The sequence below is a fragment of the Methylorubrum populi genome, assembly GCF_002355515.1.
GTDB lineage: Bacteria > Pseudomonadota > Alphaproteobacteria > Rhizobiales > Beijerinckiaceae > Methylobacterium > Methylobacterium populi_A.
Map to the genome: position 1 here is coordinate 3,270,799 of NZ_AP014809.1, position 20,617 is coordinate 3,291,415.

A 20,617-nucleotide genomic window follows, 5' to 3' on the forward strand; every position below is an offset into this window, starting at 1 on the left:
TGCCTATTGTGCTGAAATTTCGTCGCATTTCGCGCTATGACCTGCCGTCCGACAGGAGCCGCGCGGGGCAGGGACCGGCGGCTTGTTCGGGCTGAGATGAAGTTGGGGGAAAAGACGGTGAGCGACAGGCGCGATAAGAACGAGATTGCCGCCGCACTCCGGCAGTGCAAGACGGCCTTCGTGGGGGTGGCCGTCATGAGCGGCCTGGTGAACATCCTCTATCTCACCGGCTCGTTCTTCATGCTCGAAGTCTACGACCGGGTGATTCCGAGCCGCTCCGTGCCGACCCTGGTCGGTCTCGCCGCACTGGCGCTCGCGCTCTACGCCTTCCAGGGCGTGCTCGAGGCCATTCGCGGGCGCATCCTCGCCCGCATCGGCGCCGCACTGGACGAATCCCTGAGCGGGCGCGTCTTCGATCTCGTGGTGCGCGCTCCGCTCAAGGGCGTGACCCAGGGCGACGGCCTTCTGCCGCTACGCGACCTCGACCAGATCCGCGCCTTCCTGTCCGGCTCGGGCCCGTCGGCCTTCTTCGACCTGCCCTGGATGCCGTTCTACCTCGCCATCTGTTTCCTGTTCCATCCGCTGATCGGTGTGGCCGCCCTCGTCGGCATGGGCATCCTCATCGCCCTGACCTTCCTGACCGATCGCGCCAGCAAGGGCCCGACGCGGGAGGCCACCGGCCACGGAATGCGGCGCAACGGCCTCGCCGAGGCCGGCCGCCGCAACGCCGAGGTGCTGGCCGCCATGGGCATGCAGGAGCGCCTCGCCGCCCGTTGGGCCTCGGCCAACCGCGACTACATGAACGCGCACCAGGCCGTGGCGGATGCCGGAAGCGGCTTCGGCGCCGGCTCCAAGGTGTTCCGCATGGCGCTGCAATCGGGCGTGCTCGCTCTCGGCGCCTGGCTCGTGATCCACAACGAGGCCAGTGCCGGCATCATCATCGCGAGCTCGATCCTCGTCTCCCGCGCGCTGGCGCCGGCGGAGCTCACGATCGCCAACTGGAAGGGCTTCGTGGCCGCGCGCCAGAGCTGGCACCGCCTGTCCGAGTTGCTGGCCCGGATGCCGCAGGACGAGCGACCGCATGCCCTGCCGGCCCCGAGCGAGTCCATCAGCGTCGAGGGCGCCAGCATCGCCCCGCCCGGCACGCCGCGGCTCGTGGTTCAGGATGTCAGCTTCGGCCTCCGGGCCGGGCAGGGGCTCGGCATCATCGGGCCCTCCGCCTCCGGCAAATCCTCCCTCGTGCGCGCCCTCGTCGGCGTCTGGCCGCCGGTACGCGGAAAGGTCCGCTTCGACGGTGCCGCCCTCGATCAGTGGACGAGCGGCGATCTCGGCCGGCATATCGGCTTCCTGCCGCAGGAGGTCGAGCTGTTCGCCGGCACGGTGGCCGAGAACATCGCCCGCTTCGAGCCGGATGCTCCGGCCGAGGCGATCATCGCGGCGGCCAAGGCGGCCGGCGTTCACGAGCTGATCCTGCGGCTGCCCGAGGGCTATGATACCCGCATCGGCGAGGGCGGCTCGGGGCTTTCCGCCGGGCAGCGCCAGCGCGTCGGCCTCGCCCGCGCCCTCTACCGCGAGCCGTTCCTCGTGGTGCTCGACGAGCCCAACGCCAACCTCGACAACGAGGGCGAGAACGCGCTGACCCAGGCGATCTTCGGTGTGCGTCAGCGCGGCGGCATCTGCGTCGTCGTCGCCCACCGGCCGAGCGCTTTGGCCGCTCTCGACCTGATCCTGATGATGGCCGACGGCCGCGCCCAAGCCTTCGGGCCCAAGGACGAGATCCTCAAGCGCGTGCTGCGCCCCGCGCCGACCCCGGTGCCCGTCGCCGCCGAGTCCTCGGCCGCGCAGGCCGACGCGCCCACGATTCGTGAGAGTGCCTGATGTCCTCGACGCTTGCCCCCCTCAGTGGTCTCGCTCCGGCGCTGCCGCGGCCCGTCGCCCACGGCTCGATCCGGCGCCACCTCGCCGTCGCGATCGGCCTCTCGATCGCGCTCGTCTTCGGCGTCGGCGGCTGGGCCGTCTTCACCGACATCTCGGCGGCGGTGATCGCGCCGGGCCAACTTGTGGTCGAGACTGATGTGAAAAAGGTCCAGCACCCCACTGGCGGCGTCGTCGGTGAACTTCTGGTGCGCGAGGGGCAGCGGGTCGCCGCTGGCGACGTGCTGATCCGCCTCGACGAGACCCAGACCCGGGCCAATCTCGACATCGTTCTCAAGGCGATGGACGAGCTGGCTGCCCGCCGCGCCCGCGACGAGGCCGAGCGTGATGGCTTCAAGACCATCGCCTTTCCGCCCGAACTCGTGGCCCGCATCGACAGCGACGCCACCGTCACCCGGCTGATCGACGGCGAATCGCGCCTGTTCGCCTCCCGCGTCGCCGGCCGCGAGGGCCAGAAGGCGCAGCTGCGCGAGCGGGTCGACCAGCTCCGCCAGGAGATTGCCGGCTTGACCAAGCAGGCGGCGGCCAAGGACCGCGAGATCAACCTGATCGGCCACGAGCTGACCGGCGTGCGCGACCTCTACGCCAAGAACCTCGTGCCGCTCTCGCGCGTGACGGCGCTCGAGCGCGATGCCGCTCGTTTGGAAGGCGAGCGCGGCCAGCTCGTCGCCTCCACCGCCTCCGCCCGGGGCAAGATCGCCGAGACCGAGCTGCAGATCATCCAGATCGACGGGGAGATGCGCACCGAGGTCGGCAAGGATCTGGCCGAGATTCGCGGCAAGTGGTCAGAGCTTCGCGAGAAGCGCGTGGCCGCCGAGGACCAGCTCAAGCGGGTCGAGCTGCGCGCGCCGCAGGACGGGTTCGTGCACCAGATGAGCGTGCACACGGTGGGCGGTCTCGTGGTCCCGAGCGAGCCGGCGATGCTGATCGTGCCGGCCTCGGACCAGCTCCTCGTCGAGGTGCGGGTTCAGCCGCAGGACATCGACAACGTCCGGGTCGGGCAGAAGGCGGTGCTGCGCTTCCCCGCCTTCAACACGCGCACGACGCCGGAGATCGACGGCGAGGTGGTGCGGGTCTCGGCCGACGTGACTCAGGACCCCAAGACCGGCCAGACCTACTACACGGCGCGCATCCGCATCCGCGAGGATCAGAAGGAGCGGCTCGCGGGTCTGCGTCTGGTGCCGGGCATGCCGGTCGAGTCCTACACTCAGATCGGCGAGCGCTCGGTGCTGTCCTATCTCACCAAACCGCTGACCGATCAGATCGCCAAAGCGTGGCGCGAGCGCTGACAATCTTGCCTCGCAGGCGGGTTGTCTGATAAGGCGACCGCCTCCCCGCGATGTCGCTGACGTCATCGCCGGAGCGTCCTCGCGGCGCTCCGTCCCTTCGAGACACCTTGAACAACAGGCGGCCGGTCTCGAATCCGTGCCGATGTGAGACCGATGAAGATTCGCAACTCGCTCAAGTCGCTGCGCGCCCGTCACCGCGACAACCAGCTCGTGCGCCGCAAGGGCCGCGTCTACGTCATCAACAAGACCCAGAAGCGCTTCAAGGCCCGCCAGGGCTGATCGGTTCGCCGCGCGGCAGACGCGGCACCGAAGCGCGTTGACGGGAGCCGGGTTCGGGGTGGAAGCTCCGGACCCATGGATGCCCGCCGCACGCCTCTCCTGACTGCCCTCTGCCTCGGCCTTGCCCTCGCGAGCACGGGCCAGCCGGCACCGGCGGCCGACAAGCCGCGCCCCGAGAAGGAGCGCAAGGCGCACCCGCCTGTCAGCCTGGAAGATCTCTACACCCGCCTGAAGCAGGCCGGGGACGAGACCGAGGCCAAGGCGATCGCCACCCTGATCGAGCGCCGTCTCGGCCGATCCGGCAGCGCGACGGCCGATCTCCTCTCCGACCGCGCCCGGCAGGCGATGGGTGGCAACGATCTGCCTCTCGCCGTCGAACTGATGGATCGCGCCGTCGCCCTGGAGCCGAACTGGTCCGAGGGCTGGAGCCGGCGGGCGACCCTGTTCTGGCGCCTTTCCGACTCGTCTACCGCCATCGCCGACCTGCAGCGCGCCCTCGTGCTGGAGCCGCGCCATTTCGAGGCGTGGGCGGCGCTGGGGAAGCTCTACCTCGCCCAGGACGACAAGCGACGCGCCCTCGATGCCTTCCGCCGCGCGGAAGCCTTGTACCCGCAATGGGACGTGCTGAAGAAGGCGATCGAGCGGCTGACGCCCGAGGTCGAGGGACGCGACCTCTGAAGCGCGCGTCGTGAACCTTGCCGACCTCCTGCGCTTCGCCGCCGGCCTCGCCGCGGCGGCCATCGGCCTCGTGGCGCTGCTTCTCGTCTGCGCGGCGGTCGCGACGCGGTTGATCGCTTGGCGCGTCGAGGCCCGCTTTCCGGGGACCGACCGCAGGGTCGAGATCGAGGGCGGCCGAATCGCCTATGTCGAGGACGGGCCTGTCGAGGGCGCCCGGGCCACGGTCGTTCTGCTCCACGGCGCCTCGGCCAACGCCTGCGACCCGATGGAGGGCGTCGGGCGCCACCTCGCCCGGGCGGGCTTCCGCGTCATCGCCTTCGATCGGCCGGGATACGGCAACAGCGACCGAATCGCCGGCGCGGAGGCCGCCTCACCGACCTTCCAGGGCAGGGCGCTGGGACAGGCCCTCGACAGGCTCGGGATCGGGCCGGTGATTCTCGTGGGCCATTCGTGGTCGGGCGCACTCGCCCTGCGGATGGCTCTCGACCGGCCGGCACGGGTCGCGGGACTCGTCCTCGTCGCACCCGTGGCGATGCCGTTCCCGTCCCGCCCGCTGCCCTGGTGGGCGAGAATTGCCCTGACACCGCCGATGACGTGGCTGCTGACGCGGACCGTCGCCGTGCCGCTCGGCCTGTACTACCTGCCCTCGGTCGCGGTCAGCGTCTTTCGGCCGGAGCCTGCGGTGGACGGTTACATCGAGGCGAGCCGCGCGCCGCTGATCCTCCGGCCCGGACCCGCGCTCGCCAACATTCAGGATCTCGCCGGGCTTCCCGCCGCCCTCGCCGAGCAGGCGCCACGCTACGGAACGATCGGCGTCCCGAGCGTGATCGTCGCCGGTGATGCCGACCCGATCGTCCAAACGCGCCTGCAGGCGGATCCCTTGAGCCGGGCAATGCCGCACGCCCGGCAGGTCGTGCTGCCGGGCGCCGGACACATGGTGACCTATACCGCCCCCGACCGGCTGGTGCGTGAGGTCGAGGCCCTAGCGGAGGCGGTGTCGCGTTAGGCCCGCTCGGCGTGCTCGCGGGTGACGAAGGCGATGCGCACCATGTTCGTCGCGCCCGGAATGCCGAACGGTACGCCCGCCACCACGATGACCCGATCGCCGATCTCGGCGAAGCGCTCGCGCACCGCGAACTTCGCCGCGCGGAACGCCATGTCGTCCACGTCGCTGGCATCCTTGGTGACGATCGGGTGCACGCCCCAGGCCATGGTGAGGCGCCGCGCCGTCTCGCGCTTCGGCGTCAGGGCGATGACGCTGGCATTGGGCCGCGCGCGCGCCAGCCGCAGAACCGTCGAGCCGGAATGCGTCCACGCCATGATCGAGCGCAGGCCGAGCGCCTCGACGATCTGATGCGCCGCGGCGGCGATGGCGTCGGAGGCGGTCGGCTCCGGCTCGGAGCGCTGCGCCATCAGAATCGACCAGTACAGCGCGTCACGCTCCACCTGCTCGGCAATCCGGCTCATGGTGCCGATCGCCTCGACCGGGAACTGGCCGGCGGCGCTCTCGGCCGAGAGCATGACCGCATCCGCGCCCTCGTAGACAGCGGTGGCGACGTCCGACACCTCGGCGCGGGTCGGCACCGGCGCGGTGATCATCGATTCGAGCATCTGCGTCGCAACGACGACCGGCTTGCCGAGCCGGCGCGCACCGCGGGTGATCCGCTTCTGCACCCCCGGCACCTGTTCGAGGGGCATCTCGACGCCGAGGTCGCCGCGGGCGACCATGATGCCGTCGGAAATCTCGATGATCTCGTCGAGGCGCGAGAGCGCCTGCGGCTTCTCGATCTTGGCCATCACCTGGGCGCGTCCGGCGGCGACCTTCTTCACCTCGGCCACGTCCTCCGGCCGCTGCACGAAGGAGACGGCGATCCAGTCGGCCCCCGCGGCGAGACCCGCTTCGAGATCGCCGCGATCCTTCTCGGTCATCGCCGGCAGCGGCAATACGGTGTGGGGCAGCGACACGCCCTTGCGATTCGAGATGCGCCCGCCGACCTCGACACGGGTGACAGCACGTCCCTCGCTCACCTCGGTGACGACGAGGCGGAGCTTGCCGTCGTCGATCAGAATTCCGTGATCGGGTTCCAGCGCCGTCAGGATCTCGGGGTGAGGGAGATAGACGCGATCGGCATTGCCCGGCGTCGGATCGGAGTCGAGCACGAAAGTCTGCCCGTTCTCGAGCTCGGCCGCATCGCCGACGAAGGTGCCGAGCCGCAGCTTCGGCCCCTGAAGGTCCACGAGGATGCCGATCGGCCGCTTGGCCTCGCGCTCGATGGTGCGAATCACCTCGATCCGCTCGGGCAGCTTTTCGCGGGCCAAGTGGCTCATATTGATCCGGAACACGTCCGCTCCGGCGTGAAACAGCTTCTCGATCATCTCCGGCGTGTCGGATGCCGGGCCGAGAGTGGCGACGATCTTGGTGCGGCGCGAGCGCTTCAATGGAGCCTCCAACACCCGCTGGACCCGCAGGTCGCGGACATCGCGCGCGGGAACGGCCCGGCGGATGCGCGGCACCTTATGAGATGGTGCCGTTGGCCGGACGGGGGCTTGCGGGCCAGAAGCATCGCCCGGCCCCGAAGGTCAAGGCCGCACCACGAACCTGTGTCATGAATTTTTGGACGGCGGGAACCTCTGCTTCGAAAGCTCGTTCGTTTGGCCTTTTAACTTCACGGTACTTGCAGGTTTAACATTTCGTGAACGCAACTGGTGCGGCATCCAGGCTGCGTGTTGCTGGAAAGTCATAGGCAGCTTGGCCGCAACGCTGCTAGCGTGAGCATTGAAATCAGCACATCCAAAAAGGCGATCCTCACCGTGATCAGAGCTCTCCTCCTGGGTAGCGCCGCAGCGCTCGCGACCACCGCGGCCCTTGCCGCCGACCTGCCCCGCCGTGAGGCTCCGCCGGTCGCCTTCACCCCGGTCCCGGTCTTCACCTGGACCGGCTTCTACGCCGGCCTGCACACCGGCTACGCCTTCACCGACAACCCGAATATCCAGACCCGCGGCAACGATCCCTTCACGGCCGCCAACGTCGCGCTCGGCCGCCGGGCCGCCTCGATCAAGAGCGAGGTCGACGGCTTCTCCCGCATCGGCGGCGGCTTCGGCTACAATGTTCAGTTCACCCCCGGCTCCGGCTTCGTGGCGGGCGTCGCCTTCGACGCCACCTGGCTCGACCTCGACAAGCGGACCGGCTTCTACGGCACGCCGAACCCGGTCGTCGGCAATGCCAGCGTCTACACGCAGAACCTCGACTTCCTCGGCACCGTCAACGGTAAGCTCGGCTACGCCTTCGACCGGTTCCTGGTCTACGGCACCGGCGGTCTCGCCTTCGGTCACGTCAGCTACGGCGCGGATTTCTACAACCCGGGCGCCACCCTGCTGCAGTACACCGGCGGCGGTCGCAAGATCTTCGAGACCGGCTACAACTACGGCGGCGGCATCGAGTACGCGATCCCGGCCGACAGCTTCCTGACCTATTTCTCCATCGGCCGCTACCTCGGCATCAAGTCCGACGTCACCATCAAGGCGGAGTACATCCGCTACGATCTCGGCAGCCGCAACGTTCTGGTCGGTTCGGTTCCGGGCGGCCCGGGCGGTTCCTATACCTCGCGCTTCTCGACCGAGGGCAGCCTGATCCGCGCCGGCTTCAACTACAAGTTCGGCGGTCTCTGAGCCTCGTTTCGATCATTGATCGGAAATGGCGGGCGCCCCGAGGGGCGCCCGTTTTCGTTTGCGGGGCAAACATCCCGGTGATCGATCGAACGCGTTCGGTCGTATGGATCCGCCAAGCCGGCGCGGGCGGGGAGACGGGCTCAGGGCGACCTGACTGGAAAGCGGTCTTGGGTGGCTTCGCGCACAGTAGAAGAGACTGGAAACCGCGGGCCACGCTCGCTCCTGCGCGACTTGACCAATCCGTGAGGAGAGCCGCGACGATTGAAGCCGCTCAGATCTGGCCCGCTGGCCTCCGCCTCACGGTCCGCCGGCGAGCGGCTGCCCGGGATCGGAGAGCTGAATCGTCCAGTTCCGCTGCTGACCGGTATCGACCTCGATGAAGCCGTTGCGGTCGAAGCCGCGGGCGAGACAATCCTCGACACCACGAATCGTGAAGGCGGTGTCGCGGGTGCACATCATCGCCCGGCCGCTCCACTCGCCGCCGCGCGTATAGTCGACGGCATAGATGTAGTAGAACTGCGCCGCCAGCGATCCCCGAAGCAGGGTTTCGCAATTGCGCGGCTTCAACTCCCACCAGCCTTCCGTCACCCAGCCCTGCGCATCGCGGTAGCCCAGCGTCACGCCGACCTTGCTGGCGGTCTGGTTGCACAGGCGCAGATCGGCGAGGGCCGGGAAGGGGAGGGCGGCGAGGCCCGCCGCGAGGCCGAAGCCCAGGAGGGCCCGCCGGGCGCGGCGAGCTTCGGGTGGGGCTTCAGCCCACGAGGATGACGCGACAATCGTTGACATTGGTACGGGTGGGGCCCGGCTGAACGAGATCGCCGATTGTCGCGAAGAATCGCGTCGAATCATTGTCCTTCAGCATCGCCTGCGGATCGAGCCCGGCGGCGCGCGCCCGCGCCAGCGTTGTCTCATCGACGAGGCCGCCTGCCGGATCGGTCGCCGCGCCGCGCCCGCCATCGGTGCCGTCTGTATCCGCAGCGATCCCGGCGATGCCCTCGGCCGCGTCGAGAGCGAGGGCCAGCGCCAGCGCGTATTCCTGGTTCGGCCCACCGTCACCCTCGCCGCGGATGGTGACGGTAAGTTCGCCGCCCGAGATCAGCGCCACGCGCCGGCCGGCCTGCTTCGCCTCGAGTGCCAGCCGCGCGTGTTCGGCGGCAACCTCGCGGGCCTCGCCTTCGAGATCGGAGCCCAGCATCACCGGTTCGTAGCCGGCGCGGCGCGCGGCTTCGGCCGCGGCTTCCAGGGCATCGATCGGGCGGGCGATGATGCGGTACTCGGCCCTGGCGAAAGCCGGATCGCCCGCCTTCGGCGTCTCGTTGGCCGGATCGTTAAGAAGGGCCAAGGCCGAGTCGGGCAGGCTGATGCCGCGCCGCTCGCAGATCGCCCGCGCGTCCGCCAGCGTCGAAGGATCCGGCACGGTCGGGCCGGAGGCGATCACGGACGGATCGTCGTGCGGCACGTCCGAGATCGCCAGCGTCAGGATCGATTTCGCGTTCCGCGCGGCAACCGCGAGCCGGCCGCCCTTGATGCGCGAGAGGTGCTTGCGCACGGCGTTGATCTCGTTGATCGGCGCGCCCGAGCGCAGCAGCGCCTTGGTAATCGCCTGCTTTTCCGTGAGCGTCAGGTTGCCGGCCGGCGCGATCCAGTTCGCGGAGCCGCCGCCGGAGAGCAGCACGAGGACCTCGTCCTCCGGACCGGCGCTCGCGGCGATGGACAGGGCCTCCTTCGTGGCTTCGATACCGGCCGCGTCGGGGACAGGGTGGCCCGCCTCGACCATGCGGATGCCGGGCGCGTCCTCGCCGTAGCCGTGCCGCGCCACCGCGAGGCCGATGATACGATCCTCCGGCACGCCGTGTTCCTGGCGGTAGAACCGGCTCGCCACCGCGGCCATGCTGCCGCCGGCCTTGCCCGCACCGAGGATGATCAGCCGCCCGGGCGTTGGTGCCGGCAGATGCCCGACGAGGCACTTGCGCGGATGGGCGGCGGCGATCGCCTCGTCGAGGATCGACGAGAGGAGGGCGCGACGCTCCGCATTGGCCGGATCGGTCGGGACAGGGGCAGTCATGAGCGTCCTCGCACGGTTCTTGTTTGAGCGTTTGCTTGCCCGAGCGCTGCCGTGTCGGCAAGCCTTCGCGGTTTCACAAAACTTTCGTGCCGCGGAGCATTCTTTTTGACCGCGGCGCGGCCCATCCGCCTCGCGGGCCTGCCATACCGGGCCGACCCCTTCCGATCCGGCCGCGCCGGCCCAGATATCCGCCTATGCTGTCCGTCGAACCCGAGATTCAAACCCTCCCCGAACATCCTGTGGAGCGTATCGAGGGCGATCCGTCCCGTGGTCTCCTTCTCGTCTGCGAGCATGCCTCGAACGCGGTGCCGGACGACCTCGCGCGCCTTGGGGTTCCGGAACCGGAATTTTCCCGCCACATCGCCTACGACATCGGCGCCGCGGAAGTGACCCGCCGGCTCGCCGCCCGGCTCGGCGTGCCGGCCGTGCTGACCCAATTCTCGCGTCTGATCATCGATCCGAACCGGGGGCGGCTCGACCCGACCCTGGTGATGCGCCTGTCCGACGGCGCGATCGTGCCGGGCAATGCCCGCATCGACGCGGCCGGCGTGGCCGAGCGGATCCGGCGCTTCTACGTGCCTTTCGACCGCGCCGTGGACGAGGCGGTCGCGGCGGCGGAAGCGGCCGGCATGCGCCCGATGATCGTCACGATGCACAGCTTCACGCCGTTCTGGCGCACGATCGCCCGCCCGTGGCAGGTCGGCGTTCTCTACGATCGGGACGCGGGCTTGAGCCGCCTGATCATCGAGGCGCTGAAGGCCGACCCTGCGGGCCTGTGCGTCGGAGACAACGAGCCCTATGGCGGCGGATTGCCGGGCGATACGATTGATCGGCACGCCACCGCCCGAGGCCTGCCCAACGCTCTGATCGAGATCCGCCAAGATCTCATCGGCGGGCCGGAAGGCCAGGAGGAGTGGGCGCAACGCTTCGCCCGCATCCTGGGGCCGATGCTGCGCCCGGCCGCTTGACGCCACCGCCTGGCGGGACGACCTCTGCGGCATCCGATCGACACAGAGAGCCGCACCATGTCCGATCCCACGATGTCCGATCCCATGAACGGAATCGAGCCCGCGACGCAGACCGAGCTGGAGGCGGCCGTGTTCCGACGCCTCGTCTCGCATCTGCGCAACCGCAGCGACGTCCAGAACATCGACCTGATGAATCTGGCCGGCTTCTGCCGCAACTGCCTGTCGAACTGGCTCAAGGATGCGGCGGACGAGCGCGGCCTCGACGTCACCAAGGACCAGAGCCGCGAGCACGTCTACGGCATGCCCTACGAGGAGTGGAAGCGGAAGCACCAGAGCGAGGCGAGCCCTGACCAGCAGGCACGCTTCGCGTCGAGCCAGGGCGGCGGTCACTGAGGCAAACGCCCGGCATCAACGAGCGGGTAAGGTTGATGCCGTAATCCCGGGGCATCCGGCGTGGGTCTTCGGACGCACGCCATCCCTCGCATGAAGGAGCGCCGCCATGGCCGCCTCGCCTGCCCCCGCCGTCGATCCGTCCTCGGTCGCCGCCGACCAGCTCAAGAGCATCATCGAGCGCATCGAGCGTCTCGAAGAGGAGAAGGCCGGCATCGCGGGCGACATCAAGGACGTCTACGCCGAAGCCAAGGCCAACGGGTTCGACGTGAAGGTGCTGCGCAAGATCATCTCCCTGCGCAAGCGCGACCACGACGAGCGCCAGGAGGAGGAGGCGATCCTCGAACTGTACCTTCAGGCCCTGGGGATGGCGTAAAGCTCTCCGTTGATGGGAGGCGTAAGCGGTCCAGGGACGCAACCGTCCCGGACATGGGGTGCCCTGGATTGCTGACGCCAAGCCTCGCAACGACGGAAAAACGGTACGCCTCCGGCCACGGCGAGCGGATATCTCGGTGCCGCAGGCCGGCCGTAACCGCCTCGGCACCACCGGACTTGATCATCCATTCGAGCCGGTGGTCGCGATAATCCCGGCGCCGCCCGACCGTCATGTCGTGGTCCACGGCGGCGGTATCGAACGCCGCGAAGGCCACCGCGACCGAAGGCCTCCCTCCCAGGCACGCGGGCCAGCGGGCCAGTGGCGTATCGGATTCCGATCCCAGGCCGTGCTGCACCGAGCGCGCGACCATCGGCGCCGCAGCCGTGCGTCGGTCCAGCCGAAGCGGTCACTGCCATCAATCGGCCTCATCGACGGGCGGCGGGATCGCGCGGAAGAGGTCACGGTGGCATCGAAGATCGTGACATCCCCTTCGATCAGCACCGGCACCCCGGTGCGGGGATTGGCAGCGGCGAAAGGGCCGTCGCTGCGGCCCCAGCCGAAGCCTTGGTAGCTCGGCCGTCAACCGCACGCCTTTCTCGCGCGGTGCGATCCTGATCTTCTGGGCGTAGGAAGAAAGGGGATGCTCGTCGCGCCACCTCGAGGGCTCGACTGACGGGCCCTCGAGGTGGCGTGAGCGCCTCTCGCGTCAGCGGGCGAGGGAGGGTCCGTTCGTGACGGAGCCGGTGAAGCGGGCGGCGGAAAGCGGCCATGGCTCGGTCGAGAAGCGGCTCGCGAGGGGCTCCGACGGGGTATGCAGCGCCTCCGCGGGGAGGACTTCATCGGGGCGTGGGCGGGCGAGCGCCACGCGAATCGGAGCTGTCCGGGAGGCGGGCTCGGAGACGCCCTGAACCGCGGCGAAGAGCAGGCCGCGCACCTGCTCGCGCGGGTCGGCATCCGCCGGCACGAGACGCGCCTCGGCCGCGTCCGGTTCGGACGACCCGGCAGTGTCGGTCTCAGCTTCCGCCACATGCACCATGCCGCTCAAGCCCTCGCCGTTGAGGGAGGCGAGGCGCACCGGACGCTGCGGCGGAAGGGGGATGGTGAGAGCCGTGGCGACGACGGCGAACTCGGAGGGGCGCCGCGGCGGAAGCGGCGCGACGATCGATTGGTCGGCTTCCCCGGTCAGCAACTCCTTCGCCGAGGCACCGTCCCGACGCAGGCTCGTCGCGCGCAAGGCCTCGGAAGCGGCCGGTGCGGCGTAGGCCATGGCGGCGGCCCCGTCGGCCGGGTCGGCGCTCGCGACAACGATGCTCGGCTTGGCCCGCGCCTTGGACGGCGCCGGTGCATTGGCGAGCGCGGCCGGCGGCGCGTCTGTGCCGCTGCTCCCGCCGAAGAGCGAGGCGAAGAAGCCCTTCAGGCCAGGGCCGTCGTCGATCTCGTCAGCGCTGGCGACCGCCGTGTAGCCGAGCACCGTGCCGCCGCGCGACAGGATCTCGGCGCGCGCCTCCTCGTAGCGGGCCAGCGGCTTGCCATCGGCCGGCAGATGGACCGTCTTGCCGTCCGGAAACAGCCGCGCGAGCTGGTCGTGGCTCATGCGCGGCCACGACCGTACCGACCCGACATCGAGATGGACGAAGGGCGAGCCGGAACGGGGATACCACCCGACGCCGCCGCGCTGCATCCGCATGCCGACCGCGCGGATCTGGTCGATCGAGGCATCGGTCATGAAGAAATCCATGGCCTTGCCGAGCATGTGCTGGCTGGTGTCGGCGACGCCCGAGGAGCGACGGCGCAGCATGGTGTTGGTCTTCGGGCTGCGGTAGCCGCAGACGATGCGCAGAGGGGCGGTCGAGCCGACGGAGCGTTGCGCCTCCCACACCACGTCGAACAGGCGCGGGTCCATCTTGACCGATTCATTCTCGCGCCAATCGCGCATCAGCCAGTTGATCTGATCGAGGGCGGCCCGGTCGTAGCGGCCGTCGCGCTTGAAGGTGACGGTCAGCGTCTCACCGGTGTGCTGATGAACCATCGAGAGGGTGCGCGTGTCGCCGTTGGCGACCGCATCCTGGGTTTCGGCCGTTCCGGCCACCAGCAAAGCCGCCATGGCGCCGGCGGCGGAGGCCAGACGCTTCAGGCGCGGGGAAGGCGTCGTCCGGTTCGAGGGCAGGCGGTCTCGGATCGTGCGCAGCATGGTCCTCACCTCGCGGGACGGCCGCGACATCGGCGATGTCACGGGGCGCCAGGATGGCCGAGGACCGGAAAGGCGGGTCGTCGGGGCCCGTGCTGCTTGCCGTCTTCTGTGACGGCTACGGACGAACCGTGGCAAAAAAGAGCCTCGCAAGGGCGATCCCGCCCGCTGTCCCGCCCGAGACAACGCAGGTTCCGATCTAAACGGGAAACGATGCGCGCGTACGCCTACCAGAAGCTGCGCTGCGGATAGGCGTAGACTTGGCCGCCGTCCGGCTCACCGAACATGTCGGGCGCCCGGCGCGGCGCGGCGCGGCGCTCGCTGCGGACCGCCTCGCGCGTCGTGGCCTGACGCGCGCTGGGGCGGGCTTCGGTGGACTTGGGCTTCGTGGCTGCGGGTCCCTTCGCCACCGCGTCCGGGCGGGCGGCGAGGCCCAGCGCCACCTTCATCGGCCCGTCATAGCCGTACAGATCGGGCAGGGTGCGGTAGGAGCCGAGACTGTCCACCTCGGCGGTGAAGTAGGCGAGATGCACCGGCAGCTTCTCGGGCAGGCGCAGCGTCCGCTCGCCCTTGCCGATCAGCTTCTTCAGACGCTCCTGGGTCCAGTTCGGCAGGACCGCATCGGCGAAACGGAACGGATCGTCCACGCGCACGCAGCCATGGCTGAAGGCACGGGTCGAGGCCGAGAACAGCGAGCGGTTCGGCGTGTCGTGAAGGTAGACCGCGTGCTGATTGGGGAACATGAACTTGATGAAGCCGAGCGCGTTGCGCTCCCCCGGCGGCTGGCGCAGGGAGATCACGTTACCCCGCCGCACGACCTCGAATCCGGCCGTCTTGCCCGAAGCCAGCATCTGCTTGAGGATTGAGGGCGGCACGTACCAGGACGGGTTGACGACAGCGTACTCCATCATGCCCGAGAAGATTGGCGTCGGGCTCGTCGGCTTGCCGACGATCACCCGAGTCTCGTCGCGAAGGCGCCCGTCGCGAAAAACCTTCAGCTTGAATTCCGGCACGTTGACGAGGACGTAGTCTGGCCCGAGTTCGGACGGCAGCCAGCGCCAGCGCTCCATGTTGACGAGGATGTCGGCCTCGCTCGCGCTCGCCTTCGGCAGGCTCGGGTTGGCGAGCGCCGCCACGGTGGCGCGGGTGAGGGTGCCGCTCGCCGGCAACCCGCGGCTGCGCTGGAAATCCTTCACCGCATCGGCGACGGAGCGGTCGTAGGCGTCGGATTCGCCGGGCGCGGCGTCGAGGGTGCCTGCCGCGCGCGCCTCTAGGCCGAAGCGGCTGCGCAGCAGCGGCACGCGCGGATCGCTCATCCCGAGCTTGAGGACCGGTCCGTCGGGAAGCTTGACGCTGGGTGTGCCTTGCGTCCGTCCGACCCTCAGGCCGGCGAGCCGCTCCTTCAGGGCGAGGTAGCCCGGCTGACGCGGATTGTAGGATTGCAGCACCTCGCCGGCCTGCGCGCCCGCCGCGGCGAGGCGGGTCAGTACTGCGTCGGCCGATGGCAGATCGAGGGTGGGCGTGATCAGCTTCGAGATCGAGGCCGGGTTCACCCGCCCGCCGCGGGCGTCGCGGGCATAGAGGGCGAGCGAGGCCGAGAGCTTGAGGTCGGCCTCGGCGATCTCGGCATCCGTGTCCGGTCGGCTGAGCTTGCCCACCGCCGGCACCGGGTAGGCGTTCGGATCGAGTCCGTCCTCGCCGGCCGCGCGCAAGCGCGCGATCGCCGCATCGGCGGCCGGGGTGAAGGCGCCCTTCTCGATCCAGATCGGCTTGAAGTTGCCGAGCGCGTAGAAGGACTGGATCGCCTCTCGATCCTTGCCGGTCAACCGCTGCAGCAGCGGTGCAGAATCGGCCAGGCGCGCATAGACGGCCGCCGGAAGCGGTTCACTCGGTGCGACCGGAGCCGGCGGGCCCTCGGCAGCGGGGGCTGGGGCGGGAGCCTCGGACGAGCCGGGCGTCTCGGACGGGGCAGGGGCCTCCGCCGCCGACGGCGCTGTATCGTTCGTGTCCGGGGATATGGCGGGCCCGTCGGCGGGATCGACCGCGGCCTTGCGGATAACGATCCCGCTCTCGGCGGCGGGCTCCTCGGCACGGGCGGCGGCGTGGCCGAAGGCGAGGAGGGCGGCCAAAGCGACGGACAGGGTCCGCGCGATGCCCGTTCCGGCTCCCGATGCAGCGCGCATGTCGGCAACTCCCTGGATACGGCCGAGAATGCCGCAGCTCCGCTTAAAGATCATCGACCCCGGCAAGACCGTGCGCAACCACACGGCCGTGCTTTAAGGCCAAGCCTGACCCTGAGATCGAACAGCCGAGCCATGACGGCTGTTCCCTGAACCTCCCGGATTCAGGCGGCGTCCTCGGACCGCTCGTCCTCGTCGAGGCCGAGTTCCTTGAGCTTGCGGTAGAGAGTCGATCGGCCGATTCCGAGGCGGCGCGAGACTTCGGACATTCGGCCGCGGTAGAATTGCAGGGCGAAGCGGATCACCTCCGCCTCGACCGCCTCCATCGTTTTCATATCGCCGGTCTCCTCGACCACGAGGGACATGGCGTGCGGATCGCGCACCTCGACGCGCACGATCTCCCGCACCGGCTCGAGGCCGCCCGCAGGCAGGGCCGCCTGCGACGGCAGCGGCGGGATGCGCACGTCGAAGCCCTCGACCTGCGCGGCGATCTGCGGAAACTCCGCCACCGTCAGCTCGTCACCGTCGGCGAGCACGACGGCGCGGAACAGCGCGTTCTCCAACTGGCGCACGTTGCCGGGCCAGGGATAGCGGGAGAGCAGCGCCATCGCCTCCGCCGTGATGCCGCGCAGGCGTTTGCCTTCCTCCGCGGCGAACCGCGCGCAGAACGAGCGCACCAGATCCGGGATGTCCTCGCGCCGGGCCCGCAGCGGCGGCAGCGTCATCGGGAAGACGTTGAGACGATAGTAGAGATCCTCGCGGAACTTGCCCTGCTTCACCAGGTCGAGAAGCGAACGGTTCGTCGCCGAGATCAGACGGATATCGACGCGCACGGCGCGCTTGCCGCCCACGGGATCGACCTCACCCTCCTGCAGCGCCCGCAGGAGCTTCACCTGGGCGTCGAGCGGAAGTTCGCCGATCTCGTCGAGGAACAGCGTGCCGCCCGAGGCCTCGACGAACTTGCCGACATGCCGTTCGGTGGCACCGGTGAAGGCGCCCTTCTCGTGGCCGAACAGGGTGGATTCGACGAGGTTTTCGGGAATCGCGCCGCAATTCACGGTGACGAAGGGCTTGCCGCGCCGGTCGCCCGAGCCCTGGATCGCCCGGGCCAGCACCTCCTTGCCGACGCCCGACTCGCCCTCGATCAGAACCGGAATGTTCGACTTCGCCGCGCGCTCCGCGAGTCGAATCACCCGTTCCATATCCGGGCTCTTCGAGGCGAGATCCTTGAATCCCAGAGCGCCGGAGGCGCGGCGACGCATGCGGCGCACCTCCTCCTCCAGTTGATCGACCCGCAGGGCGTTCTTGATCGAGACCTGAAGCCGTTCGGCGCCGGCCGGCTTGACCACGAAGTCGACGGCGCCCGCGCGCATGGCGTTCACCACCGCGTCGATGGACCCGTTCGAGGTCTGCACGATGACCGGGGTGTCGATCCCACTCTTGCGCATCTCCGCCAGCACGCTCAATCCGTCCATGCCGCCGGGCATGACGAGATCGAGCAGGACGACGTCAACGCTCTCTCCGCCCCGCAGCAGGGTCAGGCCGTCGTGACCGTTCTCCGCGACCCGTGCCTCGAAACCGAGGCGGCGCACCATCGCCTCGGCAAGGCGGCGCTGAACGGGATCGTCGTCGATGATGAGAACGGTGGTCGACATGCGGGGCGCCTCGCTTTCCGTTCGAGCCGGCCGCGGGCCGACCCGACCTCCGAGGAGAGACCGGCGGGCGCATGGCGGCGGCTGTTTCGTTTCGAGGCACAGGGTCGCCCAAGAGCGTAAAGCCCCGCTTAACGACGCTCGAATTTCAGCCCGCTGCCCTCTCGAAAGGCGTTGCGCCCGATGCGGAGGCCGTTCGGCACCCGAGATTGCGGGGCGCGGTTGATCGGAAGGGCCTTGCGCTCGATATCTGGCCTCGGCCGCGCCGGCGCTCAGCATGCCGGACCGCGCTAACGCGTCGAGGAACCAGCACATCATGTCGAGCCGAGCCGTCTTCGCTGCCCTGACTCCGGACTTGTTGAGGGGGGCTGAGGAACTTGCGGCCGTGCGAGGCGCGCTGCAGGCGGCCGATCTCGGCGTACTGCCGGAATGGGACCTGACCGACCTTTACTCCGGCATGGACGACCCCGCCTTCCGTGCGGATCTCGAACGGGCCGAGTCGGACAGCCGGGTCTTCGGCGAGCGCTACGCGGGACGGATTGCCGAGATCGCCGCCGGACCGGACGCTTCTGCCGCGCTCGGCGCGGCGGTGCAGGCCTACGAGCGGATCGAGGACCTGATGGGGCGGCTGATGTCCTATGCCGGGCTCGTCTATTCCGGCGACACCACCGACGAGAGCCGCGCCAAGTTCTACGGCGACACCCGCGAGCGCCTGACCACGGCGTCGGGCGACCTGCTGTTCTTCGGCCTTGAACTAAATCGCGTCGAGGACGGCGTGCTCGACGCGGCGATGGCCGACGGCCCGCTCGCCCATTACCGTCCCTGGATCGAGGATCTGCGCCGCGAGAAACCGTACCAGCTCGACGACCGCACGGAGAAGCTGTTCCTCGACAAGTCGGTCACGTCGAGCGCCGCCTGGGACCGGCTCTTCAATGAGACCATCGCCGCTCTGCGCTTCCCCGTGCAGGGCGAGCGCCTGACCCTGGAGCCGACCCTCAACAAGCTTCAGGATCCGGACGGCGCGGTGCGCAAGGAGGCGGCGCTCGCCATCGGCGACACGCTGCGGTCGAACCTGCGCATCTTCACGCTGATCACCAACACCCTAGCCAAGGACAAGGAGATCTCCGACCGTTGGCGCGGCTTCAAGGACGTGGCCGACGCCCGCCACCTCTCGAACCGTGTGGAGCCGGAGGTGGTCGCCGCGATGGTCGAGGCTGTGCGCGCGGCCTATCCCCGCCTCTCGCACCGCTACTACCGGCTCAAGGCCAAGTGGTTCGGCGTTGATTCGTTGCCCTACTGGGACCGCAACGCGCCGCTGCCGAAAGTCGAGCAGCGCACGATTCCCTGGGCGCAGGCCCGCGACACGGTGCTGGAGGCCTACAATGCCTTTTCGCCGGACATGGCCGGCATTGCCAAAAAGTTCTTCGACGGCGGCTGGATCGATGCGCCGACCCGGCCTGGCAAGGCGCCCGGCGCTTTCGCGCACCCGACCGTGCCCTCGGCTCACCCCTACGTGCTGGTGAACTATCAGGGCAAGCCGCGGGACGTGATGACGCTGGCGCACGAACTCGGCCACGGCGTGCATCAGGTGCTCGCCGCACCCAACGGCGCGCTGATGGCGCCGACGCCCCTCACGCTCGCCGAGACCGCCAGCGTGTTCGGCGAGATGCTGACCTTCCGCCGGTTGCTGAGCCAGACCACCGACCCGACCCAGCGCCGGGCGATGCTGGCGGCCAAGGTCGAGGACATGATCAACACGGTCGTGCGCCAGATCGCGTTCTACTCGTTCGAGCGGAAGGTCCATCTCGCCCGCGCGAAGGGCGAGCTGACGGCGGAGCAGATCAACGAACTCTGGATGTCGGTGCAGGCGGAGAGCCTCGGCCCGGCCATCACCCTCGACAAGGGCTACGAGCCGTTCTGGGCCTACATCCCGCACTTCATCCACTCGCCGTTCTACGTCTACGCCTACGCCTTCGGCGACTGCCTCGTGAACTCGCTCTACGGCGTCTACGCCCGCGCCGAGCCCGGCTTCGTCGAGCGCTACTTCGCCCTGCTCTCCGCCGGCGGCTCGAAGCCCTATGGCGAACTGCTCAAGCCGTTCGGGCTCGATGCCAGCGATCCGGGCTTCTGGCAGATCGGTCTCGGGATGATCGAGGGGATGATCGCCGAGCTGGAGGCGATGGAGGCTGCCTGATCCACATCGTATTAGGCAGAGTGCCCCGTACGTGTTATACATACAGTATAACACGTACGGGGTGCCCATGAAGCTCGAAGTCAAGCGCGTCGGCAATTCGACCGGCCTCATCCTGCCAAAGGAACTCGTCGGCCGGCTCAAGCTTGAGCAAGGCGATTGGCTCTATGTGACCGAGAACGCAGACGGCACAGTGCGCCTATCGCCCTACGATCCGACCTTTGAGAAGGGGATGAAAATCGCCGAGCGGGCTATGAAAACCTACCGGAATGCTCTGGCCGAATTGGCGAAGTGAGCGAGGTCGTCTGGCTGAAGAGCGATCTCATCCAGGCCATTCACGCTCATCAGCTCAAGCTTTTCGGCGGACCACCCGGTATTCGCGATGAAGGGGCACTAGAATCGGCATTGGGGCGCCCGATCAACCGGGCCGGCTACGGTGAGCCTGATCTCGCAGAGCTGGCGGCCGCCTACGCTTTCGGAATTGCCAAGAACCATCCCTTCATCGACGGTAACAAGCGCGCCGCCCTGCTGGCGCTCGTCACCTTCCTCGGTCTGAACGATGTCGACTTCGTCGTCGATGAAGCGGAAGCAGTGGTGATGATTCGCGGCCTCGCCGCGGGTGAGATCGACGAATCCGGTCTGACCCGCTGGATCCGCGACAACTGGCCGAAGACGTAGCGTGGCCCGCGGCGCGCCGTCCCAGCGCACTGGGCGTGGGGCACCGGCCTGCCTATCTCGGCACGAGTCCCGATAGGAA

General features: G+C 68.9%; 18 protein-coding genes. 12 read left to right on the forward strand and 6 right to left on the reverse strand.

Going from position 1 to position 20,617, the window contains the following annotated elements:
- Positions 1 to 96 precede the first annotated feature (96 nt).
- The 5 genes from MPPM_RS15010 to MPPM_RS15030 all read left to right on the forward strand — a co-directional run bounded on the left by MPPM_RS15010 (position 97) and on the right by MPPM_RS15030 (position 5,187).
- A complete protein-coding gene (locus MPPM_RS15010; protein ID WP_096485730.1) occupies positions 97 to 1,878 on the forward strand; it encodes a type I secretion system permease/ATPase in 1,782 nt (593 codons plus the stop codon).
- Positions 1,878 to 3,224, forward strand: coding sequence for an HlyD family type I secretion periplasmic adaptor subunit (locus tag MPPM_RS15015; RefSeq protein WP_096485731.1), 1,347 nt, complete (start codon positions 1,878 to 1,880; stop codon positions 3,222 to 3,224). Before MPPM_RS15010 ends, MPPM_RS15015 begins: the two co-directional genes overlap by 1 nt.
- Before the next feature lie 153 nt (positions 3,225 to 3,377).
- A complete protein-coding gene (gene ykgO, locus MPPM_RS15020; protein WP_017486015.1) occupies positions 3,378 to 3,503 on the forward strand; it encodes a type B 50S ribosomal protein L36 in 126 nt (41 codons plus the stop codon).
- 75 nt (positions 3,504 to 3,578) lie between these two features.
- Positions 3,579 to 4,181 (forward strand): tetratricopeptide repeat protein, encoded by a 603-nt coding sequence (locus MPPM_RS15025; RefSeq protein WP_096485732.1) that lies wholly within the window; start codon positions 3,579 to 3,581, stop codon positions 4,179 to 4,181.
- 10 nt (positions 4,182 to 4,191) lie between these two features.
- Positions 4,192 to 5,187 (forward strand): alpha/beta fold hydrolase, encoded by a 996-nt coding sequence (locus tag MPPM_RS15030; RefSeq protein WP_096485733.1) that lies wholly within the window; start codon positions 4,192 to 4,194, stop codon positions 5,185 to 5,187.
- Here the strand turns inward: MPPM_RS15030 and pyk are convergent.
- Positions 5,184 to 6,620 (reverse strand): pyruvate kinase, encoded by a 1,437-nt coding sequence (gene pyk / locus MPPM_RS15035; RefSeq protein WP_096485734.1) that lies wholly within the window; start codon positions 6,618 to 6,620, stop codon positions 5,184 to 5,186. The genes MPPM_RS15030 and pyk overlap by 4 nt on opposite strands.
- Positions 6,621 to 6,992: 372 nt before the next feature.
- On the opposite strand from pyk, the gene MPPM_RS15040 reads away from it, so the two are divergent.
- Positions 6,993 to 7,850 carry an outer membrane protein gene (locus tag MPPM_RS15040; RefSeq protein ID WP_096487866.1) on the forward strand — a complete coding sequence of 286 codons (858 nt, stop codon included), beginning with the start codon at positions 6,993 to 6,995 and terminating at the stop codon, positions 7,848 to 7,850.
- Between the two features lie 297 nt (positions 7,851 to 8,147).
- On the opposite strand, the gene MPPM_RS15045 is transcribed toward MPPM_RS15040, so the two are convergent.
- Positions 8,148 to 8,636, reverse strand: a complete 489-nt coding sequence (locus MPPM_RS15045) for a DUF1036 domain-containing protein (RefSeq protein WP_096485735.1) — start codon at positions 8,634 to 8,636, stop codon at positions 8,148 to 8,150.
- Entirely contained in the window at positions 8,602 to 9,915 is a 1,314-nt protein-coding gene (locus tag MPPM_RS15050; protein ID WP_096485736.1) for a glycerate kinase type-2 family protein, read from the reverse strand. The genes MPPM_RS15045 and MPPM_RS15050 overlap by 35 nt, the downstream gene beginning before the upstream one ends.
- Before the next feature lie 194 nt (positions 9,916 to 10,109).
- Between MPPM_RS15050 and MPPM_RS15055 the strand changes: the two genes are divergently transcribed.
- From MPPM_RS15055 to MPPM_RS15065, 3 genes are all read left to right on the forward strand, one after another.
- Positions 10,110 to 10,883, forward strand: a complete 774-nt coding sequence (locus MPPM_RS15055; protein WP_096485737.1) for an N-formylglutamate amidohydrolase — start codon at positions 10,110 to 10,112, stop codon at positions 10,881 to 10,883.
- 72 nt (positions 10,884 to 10,955) lie between these two features.
- The gene (locus MPPM_RS15060; protein WP_096487867.1) at positions 10,956 to 11,276 is read left to right on the forward strand and encodes a DUF1244 domain-containing protein; all 321 of its coding nucleotides are present in this window, start codon (positions 10,956 to 10,958) and stop codon (positions 11,274 to 11,276) included.
- A 106-nt stretch (positions 11,277 to 11,382) separates the two neighbouring features.
- Positions 11,383 to 11,649 (forward strand): DUF2312 domain-containing protein, encoded by a 267-nt coding sequence (locus MPPM_RS15065; RefSeq protein ID WP_003601858.1) that lies wholly within the window; start codon positions 11,383 to 11,385, stop codon positions 11,647 to 11,649.
- Between the two features lie 706 nt (positions 11,650 to 12,355).
- Here MPPM_RS15065 and mepK read toward each other — a convergent pair.
- The 3 genes from mepK to MPPM_RS15085 form a co-directional block, all read right to left on the reverse strand.
- Positions 12,356 to 13,840: a peptidoglycan L,D-endopeptidase MepK gene (gene mepK / locus MPPM_RS15075; RefSeq protein WP_096485738.1), complete on the reverse strand. Its 1,485-nt coding sequence runs from the start codon at positions 13,838 to 13,840 to the stop codon at positions 12,356 to 12,358.
- 224 nt (positions 13,841 to 14,064) lie between these two features.
- Positions 14,065 to 16,020, reverse strand: a complete 1,956-nt coding sequence (locus MPPM_RS15080; protein ID WP_096485739.1) for a L,D-transpeptidase family protein — start codon at positions 16,018 to 16,020, stop codon at positions 14,065 to 14,067.
- A 161-nt stretch (positions 16,021 to 16,181) separates the two neighbouring features.
- Entirely contained in the window at positions 16,182 to 17,672 is a 1,491-nt protein-coding gene (locus tag MPPM_RS15085) for a sigma-54-dependent transcriptional regulator (RefSeq protein WP_096485740.1), read from the reverse strand.
- A gap of 313 nt (positions 17,673 to 17,985) precedes the next feature.
- Here MPPM_RS15085 and MPPM_RS15090 point away from each other — a divergent pair, with 313 nt between their 5' ends.
- The 3 genes from MPPM_RS15090 to MPPM_RS15100 all read left to right on the forward strand — a co-directional run bounded on the left by MPPM_RS15090 (position 17,986) and on the right by MPPM_RS15100 (position 20,538).
- The gene (locus MPPM_RS15090) at positions 17,986 to 19,863 is read left to right on the forward strand and encodes a M3 family oligoendopeptidase (RefSeq protein WP_096485741.1); all 1,878 of its coding nucleotides are present in this window, start codon (positions 17,986 to 17,988) and stop codon (positions 19,861 to 19,863) included.
- 67 nt (positions 19,864 to 19,930) lie between these two features.
- Entirely contained in the window at positions 19,931 to 20,155 is a 225-nt protein-coding gene (locus MPPM_RS15095; protein WP_004446449.1) for an AbrB/MazE/SpoVT family DNA-binding domain-containing protein, read from the forward strand.
- The gene (locus tag MPPM_RS15100) at positions 20,152 to 20,538 is read left to right on the forward strand and encodes a type II toxin-antitoxin system death-on-curing family toxin (RefSeq protein ID WP_096485742.1); all 387 of its coding nucleotides are present in this window, start codon (positions 20,152 to 20,154) and stop codon (positions 20,536 to 20,538) included. Before MPPM_RS15095 ends, MPPM_RS15100 begins: the two co-directional genes overlap by 4 nt.
- Positions 20,539 to 20,617: the final 79 nt, after the last annotated feature.